This window comes from Enterobacter sp. 6722112 (assembly GCF_058661685.1).
The window spans coordinates 2,671,787-2,696,229 of sequence record NZ_JBZWGR010000007.1 but is presented as its reverse complement, the minus strand read 5'-3'; the positions used below and the strand labels follow the sequence as shown (position 1 = coordinate 2,696,229).

Genomic DNA, 24,443 nt, shown 5'->3' with positions numbered 1-24,443 from the left:
TTTAAGGGCGGGCATTGTAGCGCTGCGGGGAAGAGAGGTAAAGCTTTGCCCCTCACCCTAACCCTCTCCCCTTTGGGGCTGAGGGTTCCCCACAAAATAATGCCTGCACAGACGGCCCCCTCTCCCTTGAGGGAGAGGGCTGGGGTGAGGGGGGGGTATTCAGGCAATCCTGCACGCATCCGCTTCCCAGCGATAACCCACGCCGTACACAGCGCGAATAAACGACTGGTCGGCGTCGAGCGCCTCCAGCTTGCGGCGCAGGTTTTTGATGTGGCTGTCGATGGTGCGGTCGGTCACCACGCGGTAATCGTCATACAGATGGTTGAGCAGCTGCTCGCGGGAAAACACTTTTCCCGGCTCGTGGGAGAGCGTTTTCAGCAGGCGGAACTCCGCTGGGGTAAGATCCAATAGTTTGCTGCGCCAGCTCGCCTGGAAGCGGCTTTCGTCGACGATCAGCGGGCTTTGCGCATCCAGCACCTGCAATTCACGCTGTGGCTTACAGCGGCGGAGGATGGTTTTCACCCTAGCGACCACCTCCCGCGGGCTGTAAGGCTTGCAGATGTAATCGTCGGCGCCGATTTCGAGCCCCAGCAGACGGTCGATCTCTTCGATTTTGGCCGTCACCATCACGATGGGAACATCGGAGAAACGACGAATTTCCCGGCACAGGGTCAGGCCGTCGGTACCCGGCAGCATCAGATCCAGCAGGATCAGATCCGGCGGCGTCTGGCGCACGTAGGGCAGCGCCTGGTCGCCGTGGCTGATAAGCGTTGGCGCGTAACTTGCGGCACGCAAATAGTCGATCAGCAGTTGCCCAAGTTTAGGCTCGTCTTCTACGATCAAAATACGCGGTGTGTTGTCGTCAATCGGTAACTCGGTCATGCTTCCCTCGATAAATCCCGTTCCAGAGGTAACTCTACTGTAATGCTAACCCCGCCAAAAGGCGAATGGGCGGCGCGGATGGTGCCGCCGTGGGCCTCAACAATGTTAACGCAAATCGCCAGCCCAAGGCCGGAACCGCCGCTGGCGCGGTTGCGTGAACCTTCGGTGCGATAGAAGCGCTCGAACAGTTTTTCCAGCTGCGCATCTTTCACGCCAGGGACGGAGTCCGCAAAGGTCAGGGCAAAGCGCCCGTTTTCCTGCCTGCCGGAGATATGCAGCGCGCCGCCGCCGTCGGTGTAGCGGAGGCTGTTCTCCAGCAGATTATTGAACAGCTGCATCAGGCGATCTCTGTCGCCAAATACCACCGCGCTGTCCGGCAGCGAGAGGTTGATTTTCAGGTCACGGCTGGCGAAGCGTTCGCGGAATGCGCCGGTCACGACTTCAAGGATATTGATCACGTCGACTGGGGCTTTCTGGTAGGCCAGGGCGCCTTCGTCGGACATGGAAAGCTGATGCAGATCGTCCACCAGCTTGGTCAGCGTGCCGACTTCCGCCTGAAGCGAGGCCACGGACTCGGGGGTGAACTGCCGCACGCCGTCCTGAATCGCCTCCAGCTCGCCGCGCAGCACCGCCAGCGGGGTGCGCAGCTCGTGCGAAATGTCGGCCATAAAATCGCGGCGCATCTGCTGGTTTTTTTCCAGCGTGCTGGCGAGCTGGTTGAAGTCCTGCGCCAGCTTGCCCAGTTCATCCTGGCTGCGGGTGTCAACGCGGGTCGAGAAATCACCCGCCGCCAGCTTGTGCGTGCCTTCCACCAGGCGCTTAACCGGCGCCAGCAGGCCGCGCGCCAGCGGGAAGGTGGCGAGCGCCGCAAGCAGGGTAGAAAGCGCGACAATCAGCCAGCTGGTCTGACGCTGCTGGCGGTCAAAGTTAATGTCGGTGTTGCGCGTCAGCCGCTCGACCGGCGAGGCGATAACCCAGCCTACCGTGGCGCCGTTCGAGGTAATGGCGCGCTTTGTACCGTCCGGCGGTACCGGAGCGCGCGGGCCTACGAGCACGCGCATCTCCTGATCAATCACCCAGAACTGGGTGCGCCAGCCGTGCGGCGGCATGCCCGGCCCCGGACGGTCGTCGTCGTTATCGTGCTCCAGCGAGCGCAGGATTTGAAACACAAAGCGATCGTTATTGCGCAGAAAACGCCAGTTACCGTGCAGGCTATACTGTTCGCCCAGCGCGTCGCTCAAGCCCTGTAATCGCTGTTCGTTACCGTGCTTAATGTAGTCAATAAAGCCGCGCTCAAAACTGACCCGCACCGCCCAGTGCATGGTAATCAGCAGGACGATACAGGTGGCGAAAATCGCCACAAAAAGCTTACCGGTGATGCCCGGACGCCAGAATTTCATGGTGCACTCCTTTTGCCGCGTCGGATCACGACGTTTTTGGTCGTGTCATTCGGTACTCTGGCAAAGATAAAAGCGGGCAGGGCGATAATTACCGCCATGCTGAGGTAAGTGTATAAAAAGACCTGATGCGCGACGGGGGTGTCGGCGCTGAGATGGTGCTGCCCGTACATGCCGAGCAGCAATCCGGCGACCGTGACCCCCACGCTCATGGAGAGCTGCATGATCATCGACAGCAGGCTGTTACCGCTGCTCGCCAGCTCGTCCGGCAGATCTTTCAGCGTCAGGGTGTTCATCGACGAGAAGCGCATGGAGTTGATGATCCCCTGGCAGAACAGCACCAGCGGCAGGATGTAGTACCAGCCCAGCAGCGCCACGGCCATAAACAGCAGGCAAACCAACGCCAGCCCGATCGTGGCGGCCACCAGCACCCGGCGATAGCAAAGCGGTTCACCACCTGCACCACAATACGCTTCATCCCCATGCTGCCGAGCACCATCGGGATCATCATCAGCCCGGCGTGGAACGGCGAGAAGCCCATCCCAATCTGTAAAAATACCGGCGTCATAAACGGCAACATGCCGCTGCCGATGCGTCCGGCAAAGCTGCCGAAGAGACCAAGACGGTAGGTGGGATTCCTGAACAGATTCAGGCTGAACAGCGCGTTAGCGTTGCCTCTGGCATGCCACAGATACCAGAGAATCGCGGTGATCCCCAGCGCCACCAGCAGGGCGAGCGACAGGGAGGAGATCCCCAGCCCTTTTTGCCCGTCGAGGGCCAGGGTGAGCGTCGCCATGCCAGCCGCCAGCAGGATAAAGCCAACGAAATCAAAGCGCCGGGTCTGCATTTTATAGTTCGGCATCAGCGTCAGAGTGGCAATCGCGCCGATAATACCGACCGGCAGGTTGATCAGGAAGATCCAGTGCCAGGAGGCATACTCCACCAGAATACCGCCCAGCGCCGGGCCAAGCAGCGGGCCGACCTGACCGGGCAAGGTGACGAAGGTCATCGCCGCCATATACTGCGCGCGCGGAACAATTTTCATCACCGTTAACCGCCCGACGGGCACCATCATCGCGCCGCCGACGCCCTGTAGCACGCGCGCCATCACCAGCTGGTCGAGGGTATTGGCCTGGGCGCAAAACAGCGACCCGGTGGTAAACAGCACAATGGCGGTGAAGAAGATGTTTCTCACACCGACTTTATCCGCCAGCCAGCCGCTGGCGGGCAGCATCACGGCGACCGTCAGCACGTAGGCGACAATCACCATATGCATGTGCAGCGGGCTCTCCCCCAGGCTTTTCGCCATCGAGGGGAGGGCGGTGTTCACGATGGTCGTGTCCAGCGACTGCATAAAGAAGCCGAACGCGACGATCCACAATTGCCAGCGAACGTTACTGGGTAGGTCGGTCATTTACTCGGTCACCGTGGTTCTCTTTTTACGCGAAAAACGCAGCCGCAGTCGGTCAAAGAACAGATAGACTACCGGCGTGGTGTAGAGCGTCAGCAGCTGGCTCATCACCAGGCCGCCGACAATCGTGATCCCCAGCGGCTGGCGCAGTTCAGAGCCGTCACCGCCGGATATAACCAGCGGTAGCGCACCGAACAGCGCGGCCAGCGTGGTCATCATGATCGGGCGAAAACGCAGCAGACAGGCCTGGAATATCGCCTCGTCCGGCGTCAGGTTGCCGTTACGCTGGGCGTCCAGGGCAAAGTCGACCATCATAATCGCGTTTTTCTTCACAATACCTATTAATAGCATGATCCCGATGAGCGCGATTAGGCTGAACGGGGCACCGAACAGCTCCAGCGCCAGCAGCGCCCCCACGCCCGCAGAAGGCAGCGTGGAGAGAATGGTCAACGGGTGCACATAGCTTTCGTACAGCACGCCCAGCACGATATAAACCGTGGCAATAGCCGCCAGGATCAAAATGACCTGCGAGTTCATGGTGTCCTGGAACACCTGCGCCGTACCGGCAAAGCTGCCGCGCACGGAGGAGGGCACCCCGAGCTGGGTCATGGCGCGGTTGATGGCGTCGCTGGCCTCAGACAGCGACGAGCCGGTTGGCAGGTTAAACGACACGGTCGAGGCGGCGGAAAGCCCCTGGTGGTTCACCGACAGCGGCGCGTTCGACGGCTGCCAGCTGGCGAAGTACGACAGCGGGATCGCCTTGCCGTCATTATTGATCACAAACATCTTGTCCAGCGCGCTGATGTCCTGGGTGTAGCGCGGATCAACTTCCATCACCACCTTGTACTGGTTCATCGGCTGATAGATGGTGGAGACTTCACGCTGCCCGAAGGCGTTGTTAAGCAGGCTGTTGGCCGCTTCAACGTTAATGCCCAGGCGGGACATGGTTTCGCGATCGTAGGTGAGCGCCATCTCGGCGCCGTTATTCTGGCTGTCGGAGTTCACGTCCGCCAGCTGCGGCAGCGCGGCCAGCGCTTTACGGATCTTCGGCTCCCATTCGCGCAGGGCGGCTAAGTCATCTGAGAGAAGGGTGTACTGATAGCTGGCGTTAGCCTGTCGTCCGCCGACGCGGATATCCTGAACGGCCATCAAAAACAGATTTGCCCCCGGCTCTTTGGCGAGCTTCAGCCGCAGGCGGTCAATGATCTGCTGCGCCGTTTCGTGACGTTCACCGCGCGGCTTAAGGGTAATAAACATCATCCCGCTGTTAACGCGCGAGCCGCCGGTAAAGCCGGTGACGTTATCCACGGCCGGATCTTCCCGGATGATTTTCATAAAGTCTTGCAGTTTGCCCCGCATCGCCTGGAACGAAATACTCTGGTCCGCCTGAATACCGCCCATCAGCACGCCGGTATCCTGCTCCGGGAAGAAGGTTTTCGGGATGGTGATATACATCCAGACGTTGAGCACAATGGTGCCGATCAGCACCAGCCCGACAAGACGCGTGTGGTTCAGCACCCATTTCAGCGATTTGCCATAGCCGGACTGCATTGCCATCAGGACGCGGCCAAAGCCTTTCCTGCGCGGCTGCGAGTGCGGTTGGCTGCGCTTTAGCATCCAGCCGCACATCATCGGCGTCAGCGTCAGCGAAATCACCAGGGAGATACCGATGGCGACGGAAAGCGTGACGGCAAATTCGCGCAGCAGTCGCCCCGGCAGGCCGCCCATCAGCAGCAGCGGCAGGAACACCGCCACCAGCGACAGGCTCATGGACAGGACCGTGAAGCCCACTTCGCGCGTCCCCTGAAGCGCCGCCTGGAGCGGCTTCATGCCCGCTTCCAGATGGCGCGAGATATTCTCCAGCACCACGATGGCGTCATCCACTACAAACCCGGTGGCAATCGTCAGCGCCATCAGCGACAGGTTGTTAAGACTAAACCCACACAGGTACATGGCGGCAAAGGTGCCTATCAGCGATACCGGAACCGCCACCGCCGGGATCAGCGTGGCGCGCCCCGAGCGCAGGAACAGGAACACCACCAGGATCACCAGCGCGACGGAGATGATCAGCGTTTGCTCTACCTCCTCAAGCGAGGCGCGGATGGTAGGGGAGCGGTCCTGCGCAATCTGGAGGTCGATGGCCGCCGGAATCGTTTCCTGGAGCTCCGGCAGGCGCGCGCGGATGCTGTTCACCGTCTGGATAATGTTGGCTTCCGGCAGTTTGCGGATCATCAGCAAAATCGCCGGTTTGGCGTTAGTCATCCCGGCGTTACGCACGTCCTGCACCGAATCGGTGACGCTGGCGACGTCGCTCAGGCGCACCGCCGCACCGTTGTTGTAGTGAATAATCAACGGCTGATACTCGGCGGCGGTTTTCAGCTCGTCGTTGGTCTGGATCTGCCAGCGGTGGCTGTTGTCCTCAATCGCGCCCTGCGGCTTACGCACGTTGGCGTTGCTGATGGCGGAACGCACGTCGTCCAGCGACACGCCCTGGTTAAACAGCGCCTGCGGATTCAGCCCCACGCGCACGGCGGGCAGGGAGCTGCCGCCGACGTCCACGTCGCCCACGCCGTCAATCTGGGCGATGGTTTGCGCCAGTTGGGTGGAGGCAAAATCGTACAGCTCGCCCTGGGAGTAGGTCTCTGACGTGAGCGTCAGGATCATGATCGGCGCGTCGGACGGGTTAGCCTTGCGGTAGGTTGGACGGCTCGGCATGCCGCTTGGCAGCAGGCTTTGGGCGGCGTTTATCGCGGCCTGCACGTCACGCGCCGCGCCGTTGATGTCCCGGTCGAAGTTAAATTCCAGAATGATGCGCGTGCTGCCCAGCGAACTGCTGGAGGTCATCTCGTTAACCCCGGCAATTCGCCCAAGCGAGCGCTCAAGCGGCGTCGCCACTGATGACGCCATGGTCTCCGGCGAGGCACCCGGCAGCGAGGCGCTGACCATGATCACCGGGAAATCGACCTGCGGCAGCGGGGCCACCGGCAGCAGCCGGAAGCCCAGCACGCCGCACAGGGTAATAGCGACGGAGAGTAAAATCGTCGCCACCGGACGGTAAATGAAGAGGGCGAAAAACTTCACTTACGCCTCCTCTTCACGTTTCGGGAAGCGGTTTTTCGTCCACAGGGCCAGACGGTCAAACAGCAGGTAGATAACCGGCGTGGTAAACAGCGTCAGCACCTGGCTCACCAGCAGGCCGCCCACCATCCCGATGCCCAGCGGACGGCGCAGTTCGGCCCCCACGCCGGTGCTCAGCATCAGCGGCAGCGCGCCCAGCAGGGCGGCGAGGGTGGTCATCAGGATCGGACGAAAACGCAGCAGACAGGCCTGGTAAATGGCCTCGCGCGGCGCCATACCCTGCTCGCGCTCGGCGGCCAGCGCAAAGTCGATCATCATGATGGCGTTTTTCTTCACAATGCCGATAAGCAGGATGATGCCGATGATCGCAATGACGTCCAGCTCGCTCCCCGCCAGCATCAGCGCCAGCAGCGCCCCCACGCCCGCCGTCGGCAGGGTGGAGAGGATGGTGATCGGATGGATAAAGCTTTCATACAGCACGCCAAGCACGATATACATCGCCACCACCGCTGCGACAATCAGCCAGACGGTGCTGCCCAGCGCGGCCTGGAACGCCAGCGTACTGCCCTGGAACTGGGTCTGAATATCGGACGGGAAGCTGAGTTCTTTCTCCGCGCCCAGAATGGCCTCCACCGCTTCGCCCAGGGAATACCCGTCCGGCACGTTGAACGAAATGGTGGTGGACGGGAACTGATCGAGATGGTTAATCGACAGTGGGGTGTGGCGCTCTTCCACGCTGGCAATGGCGCTGAGCGGCACAATCCCGCCGTCTTTGCTGGTCAGGCGCACCGTGTCCAGCGCGGCCAGCCCGGGCGTGTTTTCGGTGTTATGTTCCAGCACCACGCGATACTGGTTGGCCTGGGTATAGATGGTGGAGATCAGGCGCTGGCCAAAGGCGTTATACAGGGCGTTATCCACGTCGGACATGGTAATGCCCAGACGGCTGGCGGTGTCGCGGTTGACGTTCACGTACGCCGCCAGCCCTTTATCCTGCCAGTCGCTGCTGACGTCAGAAACCTGCGGCAGTGCTTTCAGCTTGTCCACCAGCTGCGGCACCCAGGTGCTCAGTGCCTCAAGCGAGGTGGCCTGGAGCGTAAACTGGTACTGCGTGCGGCTCACCTGCGTATCAATGGTTAAATCCTGGATCGGTTGCAGATACAGCTCAATGCCCGGCACGTGCGCCACCGCGCTTTGCAGGCGTTCAATCACCGCGTTAACGCGATCGTCGCGGTCATCGAGCGGTTTAAGGTTAATTTGCAGGCGCGCGCTGTTGAGCGACGGGTTGGTGCCGTCCACGCCCACGTAGGCAGTCAGGCTTTCCACCGCCGGATCTTTCATGATGATCTCAGACACCTGCTGCTGGCGCTGCGCCATGTTGGCGAAGGAGACCGTCTGCGGCGCCTGAAGCGTGCCCTGAATAATGCCGTTGTCCTGAATCGGGAAGAAGCCTTTCGGAATGAAAATCCACAGCATGACGCTGAGCGCCAGGGTGCCGAGCGCCACGCCGAGCGTTGCCCACGGATGGTTCAGCACTTTCGCCAGCACGCGGCCGTAGGCGGCGATAATGCGCTCGAACATCCGCTCGGAGGCGCGCGAGAAGCGGTTTTGCTTGCGCAAGGACTCGTGGCTCAGCATGCGGGCGCACATCATCGGCGTCAGCGTCAGCGACACCACGGCAGAGATCAGAATGGCGACCGCCAGCGTCACGGCAAACTCGCGGAACAGCCGCCCGACGATATCGTCCATAAACAGCAGCGGGATCAGCACCGCAATCAGCGAGAAGGTGAGCGAGATAATGGTAAAGCCGATCTCCCCCGCGCCCTTCAGCGCGGCGGCTAACGGCTTTTCACCTTTTTCGATATAGCGCGAGATGTTCTCGATTACCACGATGGCGTCGTCCACCACAAACCCGGTGGCGATGGTGAGCGCCATCAGCGTCAGGTTGTTAATCGAGAAGTCGAGGAACACCATCACCGCGAACGTTCCGACCAGCGAGAGCGGCACGGCGACGGCGGGAATGATGGTTGCCGGGACGTTGCGCAGGAACAGGTAGATGATCATCACCACCAGCGCAATCGCCAGCATCAGCTCGAACTGGGTGTCGGTCACTGACGCGCGAATATTCGTGGTGCGGTCAGAGAGCACTTTCACGCTGACCGATTTTGGCAGGCTTTCCACCAGCTGCGGCAGCATGGTGCGAATGCTGTCGGCGGTATCAATGATGTTCGCGCCCGGCTGGCGCTGAACGTTCATGACAATCGCCTGCTGCTTATTGGCCCACGCCCCGAGCCAGCTGTTTTCCGCGCCTTGTTCAACGGTTGCCACGTCGCCCAAACGGATCGGCGCGCCGTTCTGGTAGGCAATGATCAGCTGACGGTACTCATCGGCGGACTGCATCTGGTCGTTGGCGGAGAGCGTGACCGCGCGGGTCGGGCCGTCCAGCGAACCCTTCGCTGAGTTGACGTTGGCGCTGCTGATGGCGGTGCGAATGGTTTCGCTGGTTAACCCCAGCGCGGCAATGGCCTGGGCATTCAGTTTGACGCGCACGGCGGGGCGTTGACCGCCCGCCAGCGTCACCAGCCCCACGCCGGTCACCTGCGAAATCTTCTGCGCCACGCGGGTTTCAACCATGTCTTCCACCTGGGTCATCGGCATGGCGGAGGAGGTGACGGCAAGGGTCATGATCGGCGGATCCGCCGGGTTGACCTTGCTGTAAACAGGTGGATTCGGCAGGTCAGACGGCAGCAGGTTTGTGGCGGCGTTAATCGCGGCCTGCACCTCCTGCTCAGCGACGTCCAGCGACAGCGTGAGCTGGAACTGAAGCGTGACGACCGAAGCGCCACCGGAGCTCTGGGAGGACATTTGCTTCAGGCCAGACATCTGGCCAAACTGACGCTCCAGCGGGGCGGTGATGGCGGACGTCACCACATCCGGACTGGCGCCCGGATAGAGGGTGACAACCTGAATGGTCGGGTAGTCCACTTCCGGCAGCGCCGACACGGGCAGAAAACGGTAGCCAATGATCCCGGCCAGCAGGATCGCCACCATCAGCAGGGTCGTCGCAACCGGACGTAAGATAAACAGGCGTGATGGCCCACCTGTAGAGCTCGGCGGCATCACCTGCATCAGGCTTTTGCTCCTGTATCCTGCGCTTCCACCACCTCGACCTGCGCCCCTTCGGTCAGACGGTCAATACCGTCTGTCACGACGCGGTCGCCAGCGGACAGTCCGGCGCTGATCACCACCGTCTGGCTGTCCTGGATGCCGGTTTTCACCAGGTGTTTACTGACCTTGTTTTCGCTGTTCAGCACCCAGACAAAGTTGCCTTCACTGCCCATTTGCAGGGCCGCCGTCGGGATCACTACCGCGTTTTCTTCGGTCGCGACCAGCATTCGCGCGTTGACGAACTGATTCGGGAACAGGGCATCGTCCTGATTGTTGAAGCGTGCTTTTAGCTTAATGGTGCCGGTGGTGGTGTCGATCTGGTTATCCAGGCTCAACAGCGAACCTTCGCTCAGCTTCTGCTTGTTGGTGCGATCCCAGGCTTCAACCACCAGCGCTTTTCCGGCCTTCTGCGCCTGTATCACCGTCGCAATGTCGCTTTCCGGCAGGGTAAAGACGAGATCGATAGGGTGCGTCTGGGTGATCACCACGATGCCCGTGGTGTCGCCGCTGGAGATTTGGTTGCCGATATCGACCTGTTTCAGGCCCACGCGGCCGTCAATCGGCGCGGTGATCCGGCTCCAGTCGAGCTGGAGCTGGGCGCTGGCGACCGCGGCTTCGTCGGCCTTGATGGTGCCCTGAGATTCACTGACCAGAGACTGCTGGGTGTCCAGCTCCTGGCGCGACACGAGGTTGGTTTTTACCAGCTGCTGATAGCGGGCTAAATCGCGGCGGGCATTGGCGAGGGTGGCTTTGTCTTTCGCGAGCTGCCCCTGCGCCTGCGCCAGGGCCACCTTAAACTGGCTTGGATCGATTTCCGCCAGCAGATCGCCGGCTTTTACCTGCTGACCTTCCTGGAAATGGATGGCCATCAACTGACCGTCCACGCGGCTACGTACCGTCACGGTGTTGGCGGCGGTGATGGTTCCCAGCCCGGAGAGATAACGAGGCACCGCTTTATTCACCGCCGTTGCCGCCTGCACCGGTGCCAGCGCACCGCCGCGCATACCGTGGCGCCCGCCGCCCGTTGAGCGTTGTGAGGGGCTATTAGCGCCAGCAGGTGCCGTGGAGTTCGCGGACTGGCTGTGCCAGTACCAGGCGGCCAGGACCACCACAATCAGACCAACGGCGATTGCCCAGCGGGATTTGTTACTGCCTTTCATCGTTATACGTTCTCATCCTGAAACTCTTTCGGGGAATGATACTAGTTTAGTCAGCTAACACAGCGGAAAAATGGAGGAAATATGGAAGACTGTCGGGAATTGTCTGAGTGTGGCGCGCTGTTTCGCCTTCGCCGGGTGGCGCTGCGCTTACCCGGCCTACGGTTGGAGGATCTTGTAGGCCGGGTAAGGCGAAGCCGCCACCCGGCACAACCCCATTAGCTAAACACCACCTGCGCCCAGCGCGCCAGCCCTGCCGTAACGGAGCCAAAGTCATCGCCGCCGGCAATCGGGATCCCCGGCAGCTGTTCCGCCAGCGCTTTCTTGATCAGCGGCGAACGGGCGCTACCGCCAGTCAGGTAAATTACGTCCGGCTTCACGTTGCCGTTCTCAAGCGCCAGTTGCACCTGCTCCAGAATACGCTGAAGCGGCTGAGTCAGCGCCATTTCCAGCCCTTCCTGAGTGATAGCCGTAGCCAGATCGTCACTGATAAACGGCAGCGAAACCGTATGCTCTGGACGATCGGAAAGGGCAATTTTGCTCTCTTCGGCGGTGCGCACCACCCGGTAGCTCAGGCGCTGACGCCACACCTTATACAGAAGTGCGACCTTCTCTGCATCCTGCGCATCACGCACCAGATCGTTGAGGAAACGGCCATTCGCGGTGCTGTAAAAATCACTCTGGGCAGGGACGTCGTTGATGGCAATCGCGTTCCACCACGGCAGGATCGGCAGGGCGATGCCTTTATCGGTTTGACCGCCCATACCGAGCAGCGGCATCAGGCTCTTGAAGGCCAGGGCAATATCAAGATCGTTACCGCCCACGCGGCAGCCGCTGTGCCCCAGCAGACTATTTTCACGATCGCGACGGTGATGCCACTGGGGACCCATCAGCAGTAATGAACAGTCCGTCGTACCGCCGCCGATGTCCACCACCAGCACCCGTTTCTCTTCCGTCTGCGTGGCTTCAAAATCCAGCCCCGCCGCAACCGGCTCATACTGGAACACCACGTCGCGGAAGCCTGCCCGGTGCGCTGCACGCTCAAGGATCCCCTGCGCCTGCTGGTTGGCTTCGTCGCCGCCCAGCCCCTGAAAGTTAATCGGACGGCCAATCACCGCCTGGGTGATGGCATCCGGCACCTGGGACTGCGCCTGATTGCGGATGTGCAGCATCATCGCGCAGACCAGATCTTCAAACATCGCCACCTGCTGCGGCTTCAGGCCGCTGGCGCCGAGGAAGGATTTCGGCGATTTAACGAAGTAGACCTCTTCCGGGTCTTCAATATACTGCCCGAGGGAAGAGAGGCCGAACTGCACGCTGGACGGGGTAACGTCGATATCTTCCTCGCGGTTAAAGCTGACCGCACGGCGCAGCAGCGCCTGGGTCTCCGCCGCCGTGGCCGGAACCTGATGGTGGCGGAACAGCCACTCGCTCACCGCTTCACGCGTGGGCGCACAAAGCATTGACGGCAACAGCGTACTGCCGTTTTCCATTTTCAGGAGCTGCGGTTGTCCGTTTTGCATTATCGCAACCGAGCAGTTTGCGGTGCCGTAGTCGAATCCAATAAACACAATAAATCCCCATGCCGGTGAGAAGGGGCGAGACTTTAGCGAAATGTCTGCTAGGCGACAACAGGAATATGAAAGCAAGGCGCAAGGCGATCTTTCGGTTTATGCTGAGGTAAATACAAAAGGAGAGACGATGTACACCCTGAACTGGCAACCGCCCTACGACTGGTCGTGGATGTTTGGCTTTCTTGCCGCGCGTGCGGTCACGGGGGTTGAAACCGTTACGGAGGATTACTACGAGCGCAGTTTTGGCTATGCCGGGCACCAGGGCGTTTTCCGGGTTACGCCAGACAGCGCAACCCCTACGCTGGCGGTGTCGCTCAGCCCTGGCCTGATCCCGGTGGCGGATATCTGCCTCGACCGCATCTCCCGCCTGTTTGACCTCGATTGCGACCCGCTGCACATTGCGCAGACTCTCGGCGAGCTCGGCGCGGCGCGGCCGGGCTTACGTTTGCCCGGCGCGATGGATGCATACGAGCAGGGCGTGCGCGCCATTCTCGGGCAACTGGTGAGCGTGGCGATGGCGGCAAAACTGGCGTCACGGGTGGTGGCGCTGTGCGGTGAACCCATTGAGGATGCGCCGGGCTATCTCTGCTTTCCTCCGCCAGAGGTGCTGGCCGCGGCAGATCCGCTGGCGTTGAAAGCCCTCGGGATGCCGCTCAGGCGTGCGGAGTCGTTGATTCATCTGGCGCAGTCGGTGGTGGACGGTGAATTCCCGCTGTTCCCGCCTGCGAACGTTGAGGCCGGGATGAAGGCGCTACAGCAGCGCCCCGGCATCGGGCGCTGGACCGCGAATTATCTGGCCCTGCGCGGCTGGCAGGCGAAGGATGTTTTCCTGCCGGATGACTATCTGATTAAACAGCGCTTTGCCGGTATGACGCCCGCGCAGATCCGTCGCTATGCCGAACGCTGGCAGCCGTGGCGCTCGTATGCGCTGTTACATATCTGGTACACCGACGGCTGGTCGCCGTCAGTTGATGGCGAAATAGCTGGTATTCAGCAGTAGATCGAGCGGCTGCGCTTCCCGGATGGTGTCGCCGTAAATAAAATCAACGCCGATGCCCGACAGCGTATCCATCATGATCGACTGATGGCATGGCCCGGCAATGGTTTTTATGCCCAGACGCTGGGCGTGGCCCTGAATGATTGTCACCATCATCTCATCCATCAGATTGCCGTGGACGTTGGTCACCATGTCTGTATCCAGCAGCAGATAATCGGCGGTGTTGGCGCTGAGCTGGCTGAAGACGTTCATATCGCGTCCGACCCGGGTCAGCACCACGCGACAGCCGGCCTGACGAAGCTTTTGCAGACCCTGCTGCACGTTTTCATCCGTATTGCTCAGCACATCAACGGCGATCGCCAGATGCAGCAGCCGCGCCGGCAGCGGACCTTTGGTAATGAGGTCGAGCAGCTCATCCACCAGCGTGACGCTGGCTAAACCCGCTTCTGAGAGCGGCAGCGCGACGCCCATTCCTTTGGCCGCCACCTGTGCGGCATAGGTACGGAAAAATTCGCTGAATATACGTCGGTCCAGGGCGTGCAGCAGCTCCGGCTCCGCCAGCCCGGCGCGGAAGGCATGCTCTTCCAGCACTTCCCCCTGGCTGGTCCATAGTCGCAAGGAAATCAGCCAGAAGCTACTGCTCTCGGGAATGCGCGGCGAGGCGACGCTGCGGGCGATCATCAGCAGATGGTTATCTTTAATCATGTGCCACTGCTCATCCAGCGACATCATGCTGCGCGTGCTGTGGATCCGCTCCTGCTGGGGTTCGTAGACGGTGACCACGCCGCGCCCGCTGTTTTTCGAGGCGTAGCAGGCGATATCGGCCTGCGACATCACTTCCGCAGCCTGATAATTGGTGTCGTCAATCAGCGTAATCCCCGCGCTGGCGCCAATGCGGTGCAGGCGTCCTTCCCAGGAAAAATGATAGTTGTTGATGGCGTCGATCAACCGGCCCGCAATATAGCGTGCGCTTTCGACGTTGCAGTCCGGCAGCAGCAGGCCAAACTCGTCGCCGCCCAGACGCGCCAGCACGTCGCTGGAGCGCAGCATGGTCAGCATCAGCGAAGAGAGTTCGCGCAGGAGAGCGTCGCCCGCCGCGTGGCCTGCCGTATCGTTCACCGCCTTAAAACGGTCAAGATCGATAAAGACCAGCGCGTGACGCTGATGGGTCTCCTGTACCGTCTGCAACAGGCGCTTAAGATGGTTTTCAAAGCTGACGCGGTTCGCCAGGTGGGTAAGGGCGTCATGGGAAGCGCTGTAGCTCAGCTGGCGCAGCATTTTGCGCGACTCGGTGACGTCCTGAATCACCAGCACCGAGCCGATGGTGTGTCCTTCCAGAGTGCTGAGGGGGGTTATGCTGTAATGAATGTCGAAACTGCCGCCATTGCGGCAGTTAAGCACCACATCCTGTTCGATATCGGTACGGGACATATCGCCGCTGTGGATGTTTTCCATTAACGGACCGTTCTCGCCGAAGGTAATGTGCAGCACCTTCAGAATGGGCTGACCCAGCGCTTCGCTTTGCGACCAGCCGCTCATCTTCTCGGCGACCGGGTTCATAAAGGTGATGTTCATGTCGATGTCGGTACACAGCACCGCTTCGCCGATAGAGTCGAGGGTGATATGCAGGCGCTCTTTTTCCTGGAACAGCGCCTCGTTCAGCTGCTTCACCTCGGTCATATCCATGTTGATCCCTAACAGCCGCTCCACTTCGCCCTGTTTGTTCAGCACCCGGTTCGCCAGCGAACGAATGTGGCGAATGCCATCCTTGACGCGAATGCGAAATTCCAGCTTGAAAGGTACCCTGGCCTGGAGTGACTCACGCAGGACCTGTTCGGCGTGCGTACGATCTTCAGGCACCATGGCCGCATGCCAGAGCTGCCAGGTGGGTTTAATGTGCGGGGGGATTTCGTAAAGCTCAAACATCCGTTTATCCCAGCTGATCACGTCCGGCTCCAGATCCCACTCCCAAATCCCGATGCCACCGGCTTCGTTAGCGAGAGTGATACGCTCCATCAGACGCTTATTCACCCACTCGGTCTGTTTCAGATCGTTGATGTCTTCAATCTGGGCAATAAAGTAGAGCGGCGTGCCGTCGGCATGGCGCACAACGGAGACGGCCAGCAGCGCCCACACCACCTCGCCGCTGCGGGTGTAGTAGCGTTTTTCGAGGGTGTAGGTGTTGATCTCGCCGTGAATCAGCTGTTGCAACTGCTCCAGGTCGGTATTTAAATCTTCCGGCCAGGTTAACTGCTGGAACGTGAGCGACTGAAGCTCAGACTGGCTGTAACCGAGGAAATTGCACAGCGCCTTGTTGGCCTGGAGCCACTGGCCCTCAACGCCCACCAGCGCCATACCAATCGCGGAATACTCCATCGCATTGCGAAAACGTTCTTCGCTTTCCGTAATATGTTTACGCTCGGCCCTGAAGGCATACATCACCATCGTCATAATGTTGGCGGGAAGCAGCATCATCAGGAAGGGGAGCCACGGCGCGTTGAAGGTGACGATCATGCTGGAGGGCGTCATGGAGAGCGGATTTCGCGCCATCATCAGGGACACCATCATGATGGTGAATAAAAATATCAGGAACGCTTCCATACGCGGCAGACGCACCGCGCTCCACATCAGCAGAACGATAATGCAGGTGAATGGCCACGGCAGCCAGGTGATTGCCGTCCAGCTAAGAACCAGCGTGACGACCAGGGTCACCAGCGTTTCCAGCAGCAGTTTCGGGTTGCGGTGGCGCAGCAGGTAATGCGGCTTAAACAGCAGACCTAACGGCACCAGCGCCAGTGCGCCAATGGCTTCTGAAAGTACCCAGACAAGGAAATTACGCAGCGGCTCCGCGCTCGGCACCAGAAAATGAACCAGAACGCCCCCCACCAGCGGCGGCACCAGGGCACTGCCGAGGGCAAGCCGGACCCAGTCGTTGAGGTTTTGCAGCGGATTATACCAGGGGAGCAGCTTACGCAGTAACAGCGCGCCAACCGTGGCCTCAATGATATTGATCGCCGTGTAGGTGATGTTGATCGATGCCCATGAGAAGAGCATCCACGAGGCAAAAATATTGCCAAAGGAGCAGGCGAGCGCAATGCCGGGCCACATTTTTCCCGCATGGCGGTAAAACGCCACCATCATAATTGAAGTCGGGAACCATAGTGGCGCCAGCAGCGTACCGAAGCGAGTCAGCTCGAGGGAAAATAAGGTGAAGATGAACGTGACCAGACCCAGACAGACAAGCCGCAGTAAAGGATGTGGGGTAGTAACCAAAACCCGCTGGTATTGTTTATTCATTACCGCTCTATCCAGGGACGCCATGTTGTCAGGAGCCAGGTCCGGACGCGTGAAATTATTAATTTGGTTTATGCTAGTACAAACATTTTACAATTCATATGCTGAGTGGTCAGATTTTGACTTCATAGACTTATAAAATAGTTACTCTGCGAAGAAGGGTGATGAAATGGCGAAAAACCGCGCGTAAAAATTTCGCTAAAGGCGTGAAACGGCGCTTTTCAGCCCGCCTCGCATAACCTGCGCATTCGACTGGTATCACGCCCCCGAAATCCCTATAATTGCCGCGTTTGACGCTCCGGCGTCGTCCTTCCTTACATCCAGGTTAATCAGGTCGCTAAATTTATGACTGATAAGTCTCATCAGTGCGTCATCATAGGCATCGCCGGCGCATCGGCTTCAGGTAAAAGTCTTATTGCCAGTACGCTTTATCGCGAACTGCGTGAACAAGTGGGTGATGAGCATATCGGTGTGATTCCCGAAGATAGCTATTACAAAGATCAATCCCATCTTTCGATGGAAGAGCGCGTAAAAACCAACTACGACCACCCCAGTGCGATGGATCACAGCCTGCTGTTCCAGCATCTGGAAGCGCTCAAGCGCGGCGAGGCGATTGAGCTGCCCGTCTACAGCTACGTGGAACATACCCGCACCCAGGAAACGATCCGTATCGAGCCCAAGAAGGTGATTATCCTTGAAGGGATTTTGCTGCTCACCGACGCCCGTCTGCGCGAATCTATGAACTTCTCGATTTTCGTCGACACTCCGCTGGATATCTGCCTGATGCGGCGTATTAAACGCGACGTTAACGAACGCGGCCGCTCCATGGACTCCGTGATGGCGCAATATCAGAAAACCGTTCGCCCGATGTTCCTGCAATTTATTGAGCCTTCGAAACAATACGCCGATATTATCGTGCCTCGCGGCGGTAAAAACCGTATTGCCATTGATATCTTAAAAGCGAAAATCAGTCAGTTTTTTGAATAAGCCGTGTGAATTGTGTACCGTTCAGAGATAACCTGGTTTTGCCCTGACGCCGTAAGGCTTCAGGGCGCGATGCACGAAAGGAGAAAGTGCCATGCGTCTTTGTGACCGCGATATAGAAGCCTGGCTGGATGAAGGCCGCCTGTCTATCACCCCGCGTCCGCCGGTTGAGCGTATTAACGGCGTGACCGTCGATGTGCGTCTGGGGAATAAATTCCGCACCTTCAGCGGCCACACGGCACCGTTTATCGACCTCAGCGGGCCGAAAGACGAAGTCAGTGCGGCGCTGGATCGCGTCATGAGCGACGAAATCGTCATCGAAGAAGGAGAGGCGTTTTATCTCCATCCTGGCGAACTGGCGCTGGCGGTGACCTTTGAATCGGTCACGCTGCCTGCGGACCTGGTCGGCTGGCTTGACGGACGCTCTTCCCTGGCGCGTCTGGGCCTGATGGTGCACGTCACCGCGCACCGTATCGATCCGGGCTGGTCTGGCCGTATCGTGCTGGAGTTCTTTAACGCCGGTAAACTGCCGCTGGCGCTTCGTCCGGGAATGATGATTGGTGCGTTGAGCTTTGAACCGCTGACCGGCCCGGCAGACCGTCCTTATAACCGCCGTCAGGACGCAAAATATCGCGACCAGCAGGGTGCGGTTGCCAGTCGTATCGATAAAGACTGATCTGTGAGTTCACTGAGGAAGCCATGAGAAGAGTTCTGACAACGCTGATGATTTTGCTGGTGGTGCTGGTGGCTGGCCTTTCAGCGTTGGTGCTGCTGGTTAACCCGAATGACTTCCGGGCCTATATGGTGCGGCAGGTGGAAGCGCGCAGCGGGTATGAACTCAAGCTGGACGGGCCGCTGCGCTGGCACGTCTGGCCTCAGCTCAGCATTCTCTCCGGACGTATGTCCCTCACCGCACCGGGTGCCGCGCAGCCGCTGGTCACGGCGGATAACATGCGTCTTGATGTCGCGCTCATCCCGCTCTTATCCCATCAGCTCCAGGTTGAACAGGTGATGCTGAAAGGGGCGGTGATTCAGCTTACGCCGCAAACCGAAGCCGTTCGTCAGGCGGATGCTCCGGTCGCACCGCGTGAAAACACCTTGCCTGACGTCCCGTCTGACACCGGCTGGTCGTTCGATATTGGTAATCTGAAAGTTGCTGACAGCGTGCTGGTTTTCCAGCATGAAGATGACGAACAGATCACCGTACGCAATATCAACCTCAGGATGGAGCAGGATGCCAACCATCACGCCACCATGGAGTTCTCCGGGCGGATCAACCGCAATCAGCGCGATCTCAACCTGTCGATGAACGCGAACGTGAACGCCTCTGATTATCCGCACCAGCTGACGGCGGACGTTCAGCAGCTTAACTGGCAGCTGACCGGCGCGGATTTACCCGCGAAGGGGATTGCCGGCCAGGGCACGATGCAGGCGGTGTGGCATGAAGAGCGCAAACAGCTCGAACTGAACGCGCTCAACCTCCAGGCCAACGACAGCGCCCTGAAGGGGCAGGCGAGCGTCACGCTTGATGAGAAACCTAAGTGGGTGCTGGATCTGCAATTCGACAAGCTGAACCTCGAGAACCTGCTTCCGCCCCAACCGGTGAACGCGACCGATGAGGGAGCCACGCAGGTGGGGCAAAGCCAGGTCACGCAGTCGCGTCCGGTGATCTCCTCAAATCTCGATCAGCCTGACTACAACGGCCTGCGCGGATTTACCGCCGACATTCTGCTGAAAGCGAACAGCGTGCGCTGGCGTGGGATTGATTTTACTGACGTCAGCAGCCAGATGTTCAACCACAACGGCCTGCTGGTCATCTCCGAGCTCAGCGGAAAAATGGGAGCAGGGAACCTCTCCCTGCCGGGCACGCTGGATGTACGCAAAGACGTTGCCAGCGCCGCGTTCCAGCCGCGTCTGGAAAACGTTGAGATTGGCACCATCCTGAAAGCCTTTAATTACCCGATTGCCCTCACGGGGCAGCTGTCGCTGGCAGGGGATTTCTCTGGTACGAAGATTGATGCGGACGCCTTCCGTCGTAGCTGGCAGGGGCAGGCGCACGTTGAGCTGAAAGATTCGCGCATGGAAGGGCTGAACTTCCAGCAGCTGGTGCAGCAGGCGGTAGAGCGCAGCAGCAGCGTGAAAGCGAATGAAAACTACGACAGCGCAACCCGTCTGGACAGCTTTACCAGCGAGCTTGCCCTCGATAACGGTCAGCTCTCGCTTGACGACATGCAGGGGACTTCGTCACTGCTGGCCCTGACAGGAACCGGCGCGCTGGATCTGGTGAAAGAGACGGCAGACACCCGCTTCAACGTCCGCGTGAAGGCTGGCTGGGAAGGCGAAGGCCAGCTTGTGGAGTTCCTGAAAGAGACGCCGATACCGCTGCGCGTGTACGGAAAATGGCAGGAGTTGAATTACAGTTTGCAGGTCGATCAGATCCTGCGGAAGCACCTTCAGGATGAAGCGAAACGTCGGCTGAATGACTGGGCGGACCGCAATAAAGAGTCTCAGTCAGGTAAGGACGTGAAAAAGCTGCTCGATAAGCTGTGATGCCTGTTGTGCCGGGTGGCGGCTTTGTCTTACCCGGCCTATAAAAGCCAGACACCGTAGGCCGGGTAAGCGAAGCGCCACCCGGCTTTTTTACACCTCAAAATCCATCTCATCTTCACCGCGCAGCGGTATCAGCTGCACCTTCTGCACGCGATGGCTCTCTACCTGCAAGGTTTTGATCATGTAATCCCCCACCTGGACCTCTTCGCCCGGCTGCGGAATACGTTGCAGATATTCCATCAGCAAACCGGCGATGGTGTGGTATTCGCGCTTCTCATCCAGCGGAAGCGGAACGAACTGCACCAGATCTTCGAGCGGCATATGGCCGTTGGCGGTCCAGCTGCCGTCGGCGTTTTTCTGAATATCGTGACGCGCATCGATCTCATCCACCTCATTAGGCAGATTACCGGCGATGGTTTCCATCACGTCGCTGAGCGTCACCAGCCCTTCCACAGAACCAAACTCATCAACGACAAACGCGAAGTGGGTACGCGCGTTGCGGAACTGCTCCAGCGCGGAGAGCAGCGGCAGCGCTTCCGGGAAGACCAGCGGCTGGCGCACCAGCGCCCGCAGGTTGAGCGGCTCGCCGTGAAGCTGCTGTTGCAGGAGGTCAATCACGTGTACCACGCCCAGCAGCTCTTCTTCCTCTTCACCGCCGGTGACAACCACCCGGGTGTGCTGGTTTTTATCCAGCAGGGCACGGATCTGCTCTTCCGGCGCCGTCAGGTCAATATGCTCAATGTCATGGCGGGAGGTCATGATACTGCTCACCGAGCGCTGGTTGAGGTTAAGCACGCGCTCTATCATCCGGCGTTCCTGCGGGTTGAAGATCTGCCCGTCGCTGTGGTCGGCAAGCATCGCCGCGGATTCAGCATCCAGCTCGGCATCCTCTTTTTTGCCGCTCAGCAGGCGCATCACCGTATCTGCGGTGCGCTGTCGTAATGTCTGGTTCGCGGAGAGAAAACGGCGACGGTTGAAAATGGCCAGCTGGTTGAGAAACTCAATCAGCACCGAGAAACCAATGGCGGCGTACAAATACCCTTTCGGGATATGGAAGCCAAAACCATCCGCCACCAGGCTAAAGCCAATCATCAGCAGGAAGCTCAGACAGAGGATGACAATAGTCGGGTGACTGTTCACGAAGCGCGTCAGGGCTTTACTGGCGAGCACCATCAGGGTGATGGCAATGATCACCGCGGCCATCATCACCGCCAGATGGTCAACCATCCCGACGGCCGTGATCACGGAGTCGAGAGAAAAGACGGCGTCCAGCACCACGATCTGTGCGACCACCGGCCAGAATTTAGCGCCGCGTCGCTGGGTGGGGTTTTCACTGTCTTTTCCTTCCAGCCGCTCATTAAGCTCAACCGTGGCTTTGAACAGCAGGAACAATCCGCCGAAAAGCATGATCAGGTCGCGGGCGCTAAAGCTCAGACCCTGCACGCTGAATAAGGGTTTGGTCAGCGTCACCAGCCAGGAGATTGAGGCCAGTAACAGCAGACGCATCACCATGGCGAGCAGAAGACCCGTCACGCGGGCGCGGTCGCGTTGTGAAGGGGGTAATTTATCGGCAAGGATGGCGATAAACACCAGGTTATCAATGCCGAGCACTAATTCGATGACAACCAGCGTCACCAGCCCGGCCCAGATTGATGGATCGGCAATCCATTCCATAGTAAATGCAATACCTTCTGTTATATGACTAATGTCACACTTCGATCATGGATAAAGCCGACGGAAATTGCAATGCCGGGGTGAGATTTCTCTTAATGATACACTCTGGTAAACCCCATTTGCCGGGCGGTGTAAATAAGTTAATTGCGAAGATTTAATTACACAAGTCGATATTTAGGAAATATCGCAATAAATGGTCCGGCGATCTATTTTGTCAATATAAAGAAAATCCGAAAACCTTAAAACTTTGCTCTTAATATTAATCTTAAAAACGAATATTAGGACGGTTGTCTCCTTGCCTGCTATTAGGTTAGCTGCAACAATTCTTCCAGCATCAAATGTTAAATCTCCTTGTTGCTATTTTTGTTTCGGTCTTTGGTGAAGGTTATACATTTTCAATCGCCCCTGTGAGGCGTTTGATATATTTCGCAAAAGGCCTTATCCAAGAGGGTGTCTAACCATAACGCATTGTTTAGTCAGTGGATTGGTAACTGAAAGCCAAGGGCGGTAGCGTGCCTGAAAGCGTGTGAATCAGCCTCAATTATTCTGTCAATAGCCAATCGATGAATAAGCTTTTTTTAGGACTGATGCCAGTTATATTGCTAAATGATTAACTGCATTCTGATTGTCACCACGACCCGCGCTTATTTTAATTGCACAGGATAATTACTCTGCCAAAGTGATAAATAATCAATGATGAAATCCAAAATGAAATTGATGCCATTATTGGTGTCTGTGACCTTGATGAGTGGTTGCACGGTCTTTCCCGGCAGCAATATGTCGACAATGGGCAAGGATGTGATTAAACAGCAGGATGCTGATTTTGATCTCGACAAAATGGTGAATGTGTATCCATTAACCCCACGTCTGGTGGAACAATTACGCCCACGTCCAAATGTTGCTCAGCCAAATATGTCTCTGGACCAGGAAATTGCCTCTTACCAGTATCGCGTGGGTCCGGGTGACGTCATTAACGTGACCGTCTGGGATCACCCTGAACTGACCACGCCTGCGGGCCAGTACCGCAGCTCAAGCGACACCGGTAACTGGGTACAGTCCGATGGCACCATGTTCTATCCCTACATTGGCAAAGTGCACGTCGCGGGCAAAACGCTTGCTGAGATCCGTAGTGATATTACCGGCCGCCTGGCGCAGTACATTGCTGACCCGCAGGTGGACGTTAATATCGCCGCGTTCCGATCCCAGAAAGCCTATATCTCTGGCCAGGTCAATAAATCCGGCCAGCAGGCGATCACCAACGTCCCGCTCACCGTTCTCGATGCGATCAATGCCGCAGGCGGCTTAACCGACGGCGCTGACTGGCGCAACGTGGTGCTGACCCACAACGGCAAAGAGCAGCGCATTTCGCTTCAGGCGCTGATGCAAAACGGTGACCTGACCCAGAACCGCCTCCTTTATCCGGGCGATATTCTGTACGTGCCGCGCAACGACGATCTGAAAGTGTTCGTGATGGGTGAAGTGAAGAAACAGAGCACCCTCAAGATGGACTTCAGCGGTATGACCCTGACCGAAGCGCTGGGCAATGCGGAAGGCATCGATCTGACCGCCTCCAACGCCAGCGGTATCTTCGTGATCCGTCCTATCAAAGGCGAAAACGCGAAGGGCAAGATTGCCAACATCTACCAGCTGGATATGTCCGACGCGACGTCCCTGGTCATGGCAACGTCGTTCCGTCTCCAGCCGTACGATGTGGTCTATGTCACCACCGCGCCGGTTGCCCGCTGGAACCGTCTGATCAACCAGTTGCTGCCTACCATCAGTGGCGTTCGCTACATGACGGATACGGCGAGCGACGTTCATAACTGGTAAGCCGCGATGTTTAACAAAATTCTGGTGGTGTGCGTGGGGAACATTTGCCGTTCCCCCACGGCTGAAAGGCTGTTGAAAAATTACCAGCCTGCGTTAACGGTCGACTCCGCAGGGCTGGGCGCGCTGGTCGGAAAAGGTGCCGACGAACGTGCCGCAAGCGTTGCCCTTGAGCATAACCTCTCACTCGACGGGCACGTTGCCCGTCAGGTCTCTGGCCGGATGTGCCGGGAATATGACCTGATCCTCGCGATGGAAAAACGCCACATTCACGCGCTGTGCGATATCGCACCGGAGATGCGCGGCAAGGTGATGCTGTTTGGTCACTGGGATGGTGAGCGCGAAATTCCCGATCCGTATCGCAAGAGCCGCGAGGCCTTTGAGGCGGTATACACCTTACTAGACCAGTCTGCCCGTCAGTGGGCGCAGGCACTGAAAGCTCAGCAGGGATAA

The 24,443-nt window shown here is 58.6% G+C and carries 14 protein-coding genes and 1 pseudogene; 6 read left to right on the top strand and 9 right to left on the bottom strand.

The features are described from left to right. Positions 1 to 159 precede the first annotated feature (159 nt). The 7 genes and pseudogenes from baeR to yegD all read right to left on the bottom strand — a co-directional run bounded on the left by baeR (position 160) and on the right by yegD (position 12,661). Positions 160 to 882, bottom strand: a complete 723-nt coding sequence (gene baeR, locus AC4OVU_RS14325) for an envelope stress response regulator BaeR (RefSeq protein ID WP_110293045.1) — start codon at positions 880 to 882, stop codon at positions 160 to 162. Further along, the gene (baeS, locus tag AC4OVU_RS14320) at positions 879 to 2,282 is read right to left on the bottom strand and encodes an envelope stress sensor histidine kinase BaeS (RefSeq protein WP_110293046.1); all 1,404 of its coding nucleotides are present in this window, start codon (positions 2,280 to 2,282) and stop codon (positions 879 to 881) included. Before baeS ends, baeR begins: the two co-directional genes overlap by 4 nt. Further along, positions 2,279 to 3,693: pseudogene (locus AC4OVU_RS14315) on the bottom strand (MFS transporter). The gene baeS and the pseudogene AC4OVU_RS14315 overlap by 4 nt, the downstream one beginning before the upstream one ends. Next, a complete protein-coding gene (mdtC, locus tag AC4OVU_RS14310) occupies positions 3,694 to 6,771 on the bottom strand; it encodes a multidrug efflux RND transporter permease subunit MdtC (protein WP_017693079.1) in 3,078 nt (1,025 codons plus the stop codon). After that, a complete protein-coding gene (locus tag AC4OVU_RS14305) occupies positions 6,772 to 9,894 on the bottom strand; it encodes an MdtB/MuxB family multidrug efflux RND transporter permease subunit (RefSeq protein ID WP_491928722.1) in 3,123 nt (1,040 codons plus the stop codon). Next, positions 9,894 to 11,093 (bottom strand): MdtA/MuxA family multidrug efflux RND transporter periplasmic adaptor subunit, encoded by a 1,200-nt coding sequence (locus AC4OVU_RS14300; RefSeq protein ID WP_032619336.1) that lies wholly within the window; start codon positions 11,091 to 11,093, stop codon positions 9,894 to 9,896. Before AC4OVU_RS14300 ends, AC4OVU_RS14305 begins: the two co-directional genes overlap by 1 nt. Positions 11,094 to 11,308: 215 nt before the next feature. Beyond that, the gene (gene yegD / locus AC4OVU_RS14295) at positions 11,309 to 12,661 is read right to left on the bottom strand and encodes a molecular chaperone (protein ID WP_110292962.1); all 1,353 of its coding nucleotides are present in this window, start codon (positions 12,659 to 12,661) and stop codon (positions 11,309 to 11,311) included. Between the two features lie 130 nt (positions 12,662 to 12,791). Between yegD and alkA the strand changes: the two genes are divergently transcribed. After that, positions 12,792 to 13,664, top strand: coding sequence for a DNA-3-methyladenine glycosylase 2 (alkA, locus tag AC4OVU_RS14290; protein ID WP_017693082.1), 873 nt, complete (start codon positions 12,792 to 12,794; stop codon positions 13,662 to 13,664). Here the strand turns inward: alkA and AC4OVU_RS14285 are convergent. Continuing rightward, positions 13,629 to 16,958 carry a diguanylate cyclase gene (locus AC4OVU_RS14285; protein WP_110292963.1) on the bottom strand — a complete coding sequence of 1,110 codons (3,330 nt, stop codon included), beginning with the start codon at positions 16,956 to 16,958 and terminating at the stop codon, positions 13,629 to 13,631. The two genes, alkA and AC4OVU_RS14285, sit on opposite strands and share 36 nt — an antisense overlap. Positions 16,959 to 17,300: 342 nt before the next feature. On the opposite strand from AC4OVU_RS14285, the gene udk reads away from it, so the two are divergent. The 3 genes from udk to asmA all read left to right on the top strand — a co-directional run bounded on the left by udk (position 17,301) and on the right by asmA (position 20,489). After that, on the top strand, positions 17,301 to 17,942 hold the full coding sequence (gene udk / locus AC4OVU_RS14280; protein ID WP_000130320.1) for a uridine kinase: 642 nt from the start codon (positions 17,301 to 17,303) through the stop codon (positions 17,940 to 17,942). A gap of 91 nt (positions 17,943 to 18,033) precedes the next feature. Continuing rightward, positions 18,034 to 18,615 (top strand): dCTP deaminase, encoded by a 582-nt coding sequence (dcd, locus tag AC4OVU_RS14275; protein WP_006811250.1) that lies wholly within the window; start codon positions 18,034 to 18,036, stop codon positions 18,613 to 18,615. Between the two features lie 23 nt (positions 18,616 to 18,638). After that, positions 18,639 to 20,489: an outer membrane assembly protein AsmA gene (gene asmA, locus AC4OVU_RS14270; protein WP_032654208.1), complete on the top strand. Its 1,851-nt coding sequence runs from the start codon at positions 18,639 to 18,641 to the stop codon at positions 20,487 to 20,489. 90 nt (positions 20,490 to 20,579) lie between these two features. On the opposite strand, the gene AC4OVU_RS14265 is transcribed toward asmA, so the two are convergent. Beyond that, on the bottom strand, positions 20,580 to 22,163 hold the full coding sequence (locus tag AC4OVU_RS14265) for a TerC family protein (protein ID WP_015572372.1): 1,584 nt from the start codon (positions 22,161 to 22,163) through the stop codon (positions 20,580 to 20,582). Positions 22,164 to 22,856: 693 nt separating this feature from the next. Between AC4OVU_RS14265 and AC4OVU_RS14260 the strand changes: the two genes are divergently transcribed. Together AC4OVU_RS14260 and wzb are read left to right on the top strand one after the other, a co-directional pair. Further along, on the top strand, positions 22,857 to 23,993 hold the full coding sequence (locus tag AC4OVU_RS14260) for a polysaccharide export protein (protein ID WP_003862079.1): 1,137 nt from the start codon (positions 22,857 to 22,859) through the stop codon (positions 23,991 to 23,993). A 6-nt stretch (positions 23,994 to 23,999) separates the two neighbouring features. Then, the gene (wzb, locus tag AC4OVU_RS14255; protein ID WP_003862078.1) at positions 24,000 to 24,443 is read left to right on the top strand and encodes a low molecular weight protein-tyrosine-phosphatase Wzb; all 444 of its coding nucleotides are present in this window, start codon (positions 24,000 to 24,002) and stop codon (positions 24,441 to 24,443) included.

Excerpts from the sequence above, each read along its gene's own strand:
- wzb (WP_003862078.1), top strand. The coding sequence starts at position 24,000 with ATGTTTAACAAAATTCTGGTGGTGTGCGTGGGGAACATTTGCCGTTCC.
- asmA (WP_032654208.1), top strand. The coding sequence starts at position 18,639 with ATGAGAAGAGTTCTGACAACGCTGATGATTTTGCTGGTGGTGCTGGTG.
- dcd (WP_006811250.1), top strand. The coding sequence starts at position 18,034 with ATGCGTCTTTGTGACCGCGATATAGAAGCCTGGCTGGATGAAGGCCGC.
- alkA (WP_017693082.1), top strand. The coding sequence starts at position 12,792 with ATGTACACCCTGAACTGGCAACCGCCCTACGACTGGTCGTGGATGTTT.
- baeS (WP_110293046.1), bottom strand. The coding sequence starts at position 2,282 with ATGAAATTCTGGCGTCCGGGCATCACCGGTAAGCTTTTTGTGGCGATT.
- AC4OVU_RS14265 (WP_015572372.1), bottom strand. The coding sequence starts at position 22,163 with ATGGAATGGATTGCCGATCCATCAATCTGGGCCGGGCTGGTGACGCTG.
- udk (WP_000130320.1), top strand. The coding sequence starts at position 17,301 with ATGACTGATAAGTCTCATCAGTGCGTCATCATAGGCATCGCCGGCGCA.
- AC4OVU_RS14305 (WP_491928722.1), bottom strand. The coding sequence starts at position 9,894 with ATGCAGGTGATGCCGCCGAGCTCTACAGGTGGGCCATCACGCCTGTTT.
- AC4OVU_RS14300 (WP_032619336.1), bottom strand. The coding sequence starts at position 11,093 with ATGAAAGGCAGTAACAAATCCCGCTGGGCAATCGCCGTTGGTCTGATT.
- baeR (WP_110293045.1), bottom strand. The coding sequence starts at position 882 with ATGACCGAGTTACCGATTGACGACAACACACCGCGTATTTTGATCGTA.
- AC4OVU_RS14260 (WP_003862079.1), top strand. The coding sequence starts at position 22,857 with ATGATGAAATCCAAAATGAAATTGATGCCATTATTGGTGTCTGTGACC.
- AC4OVU_RS14285 (WP_110292963.1), bottom strand. The coding sequence starts at position 16,958 with ATGAATAAACAATACCAGCGGGTTTTGGTTACTACCCCACATCCTTTA.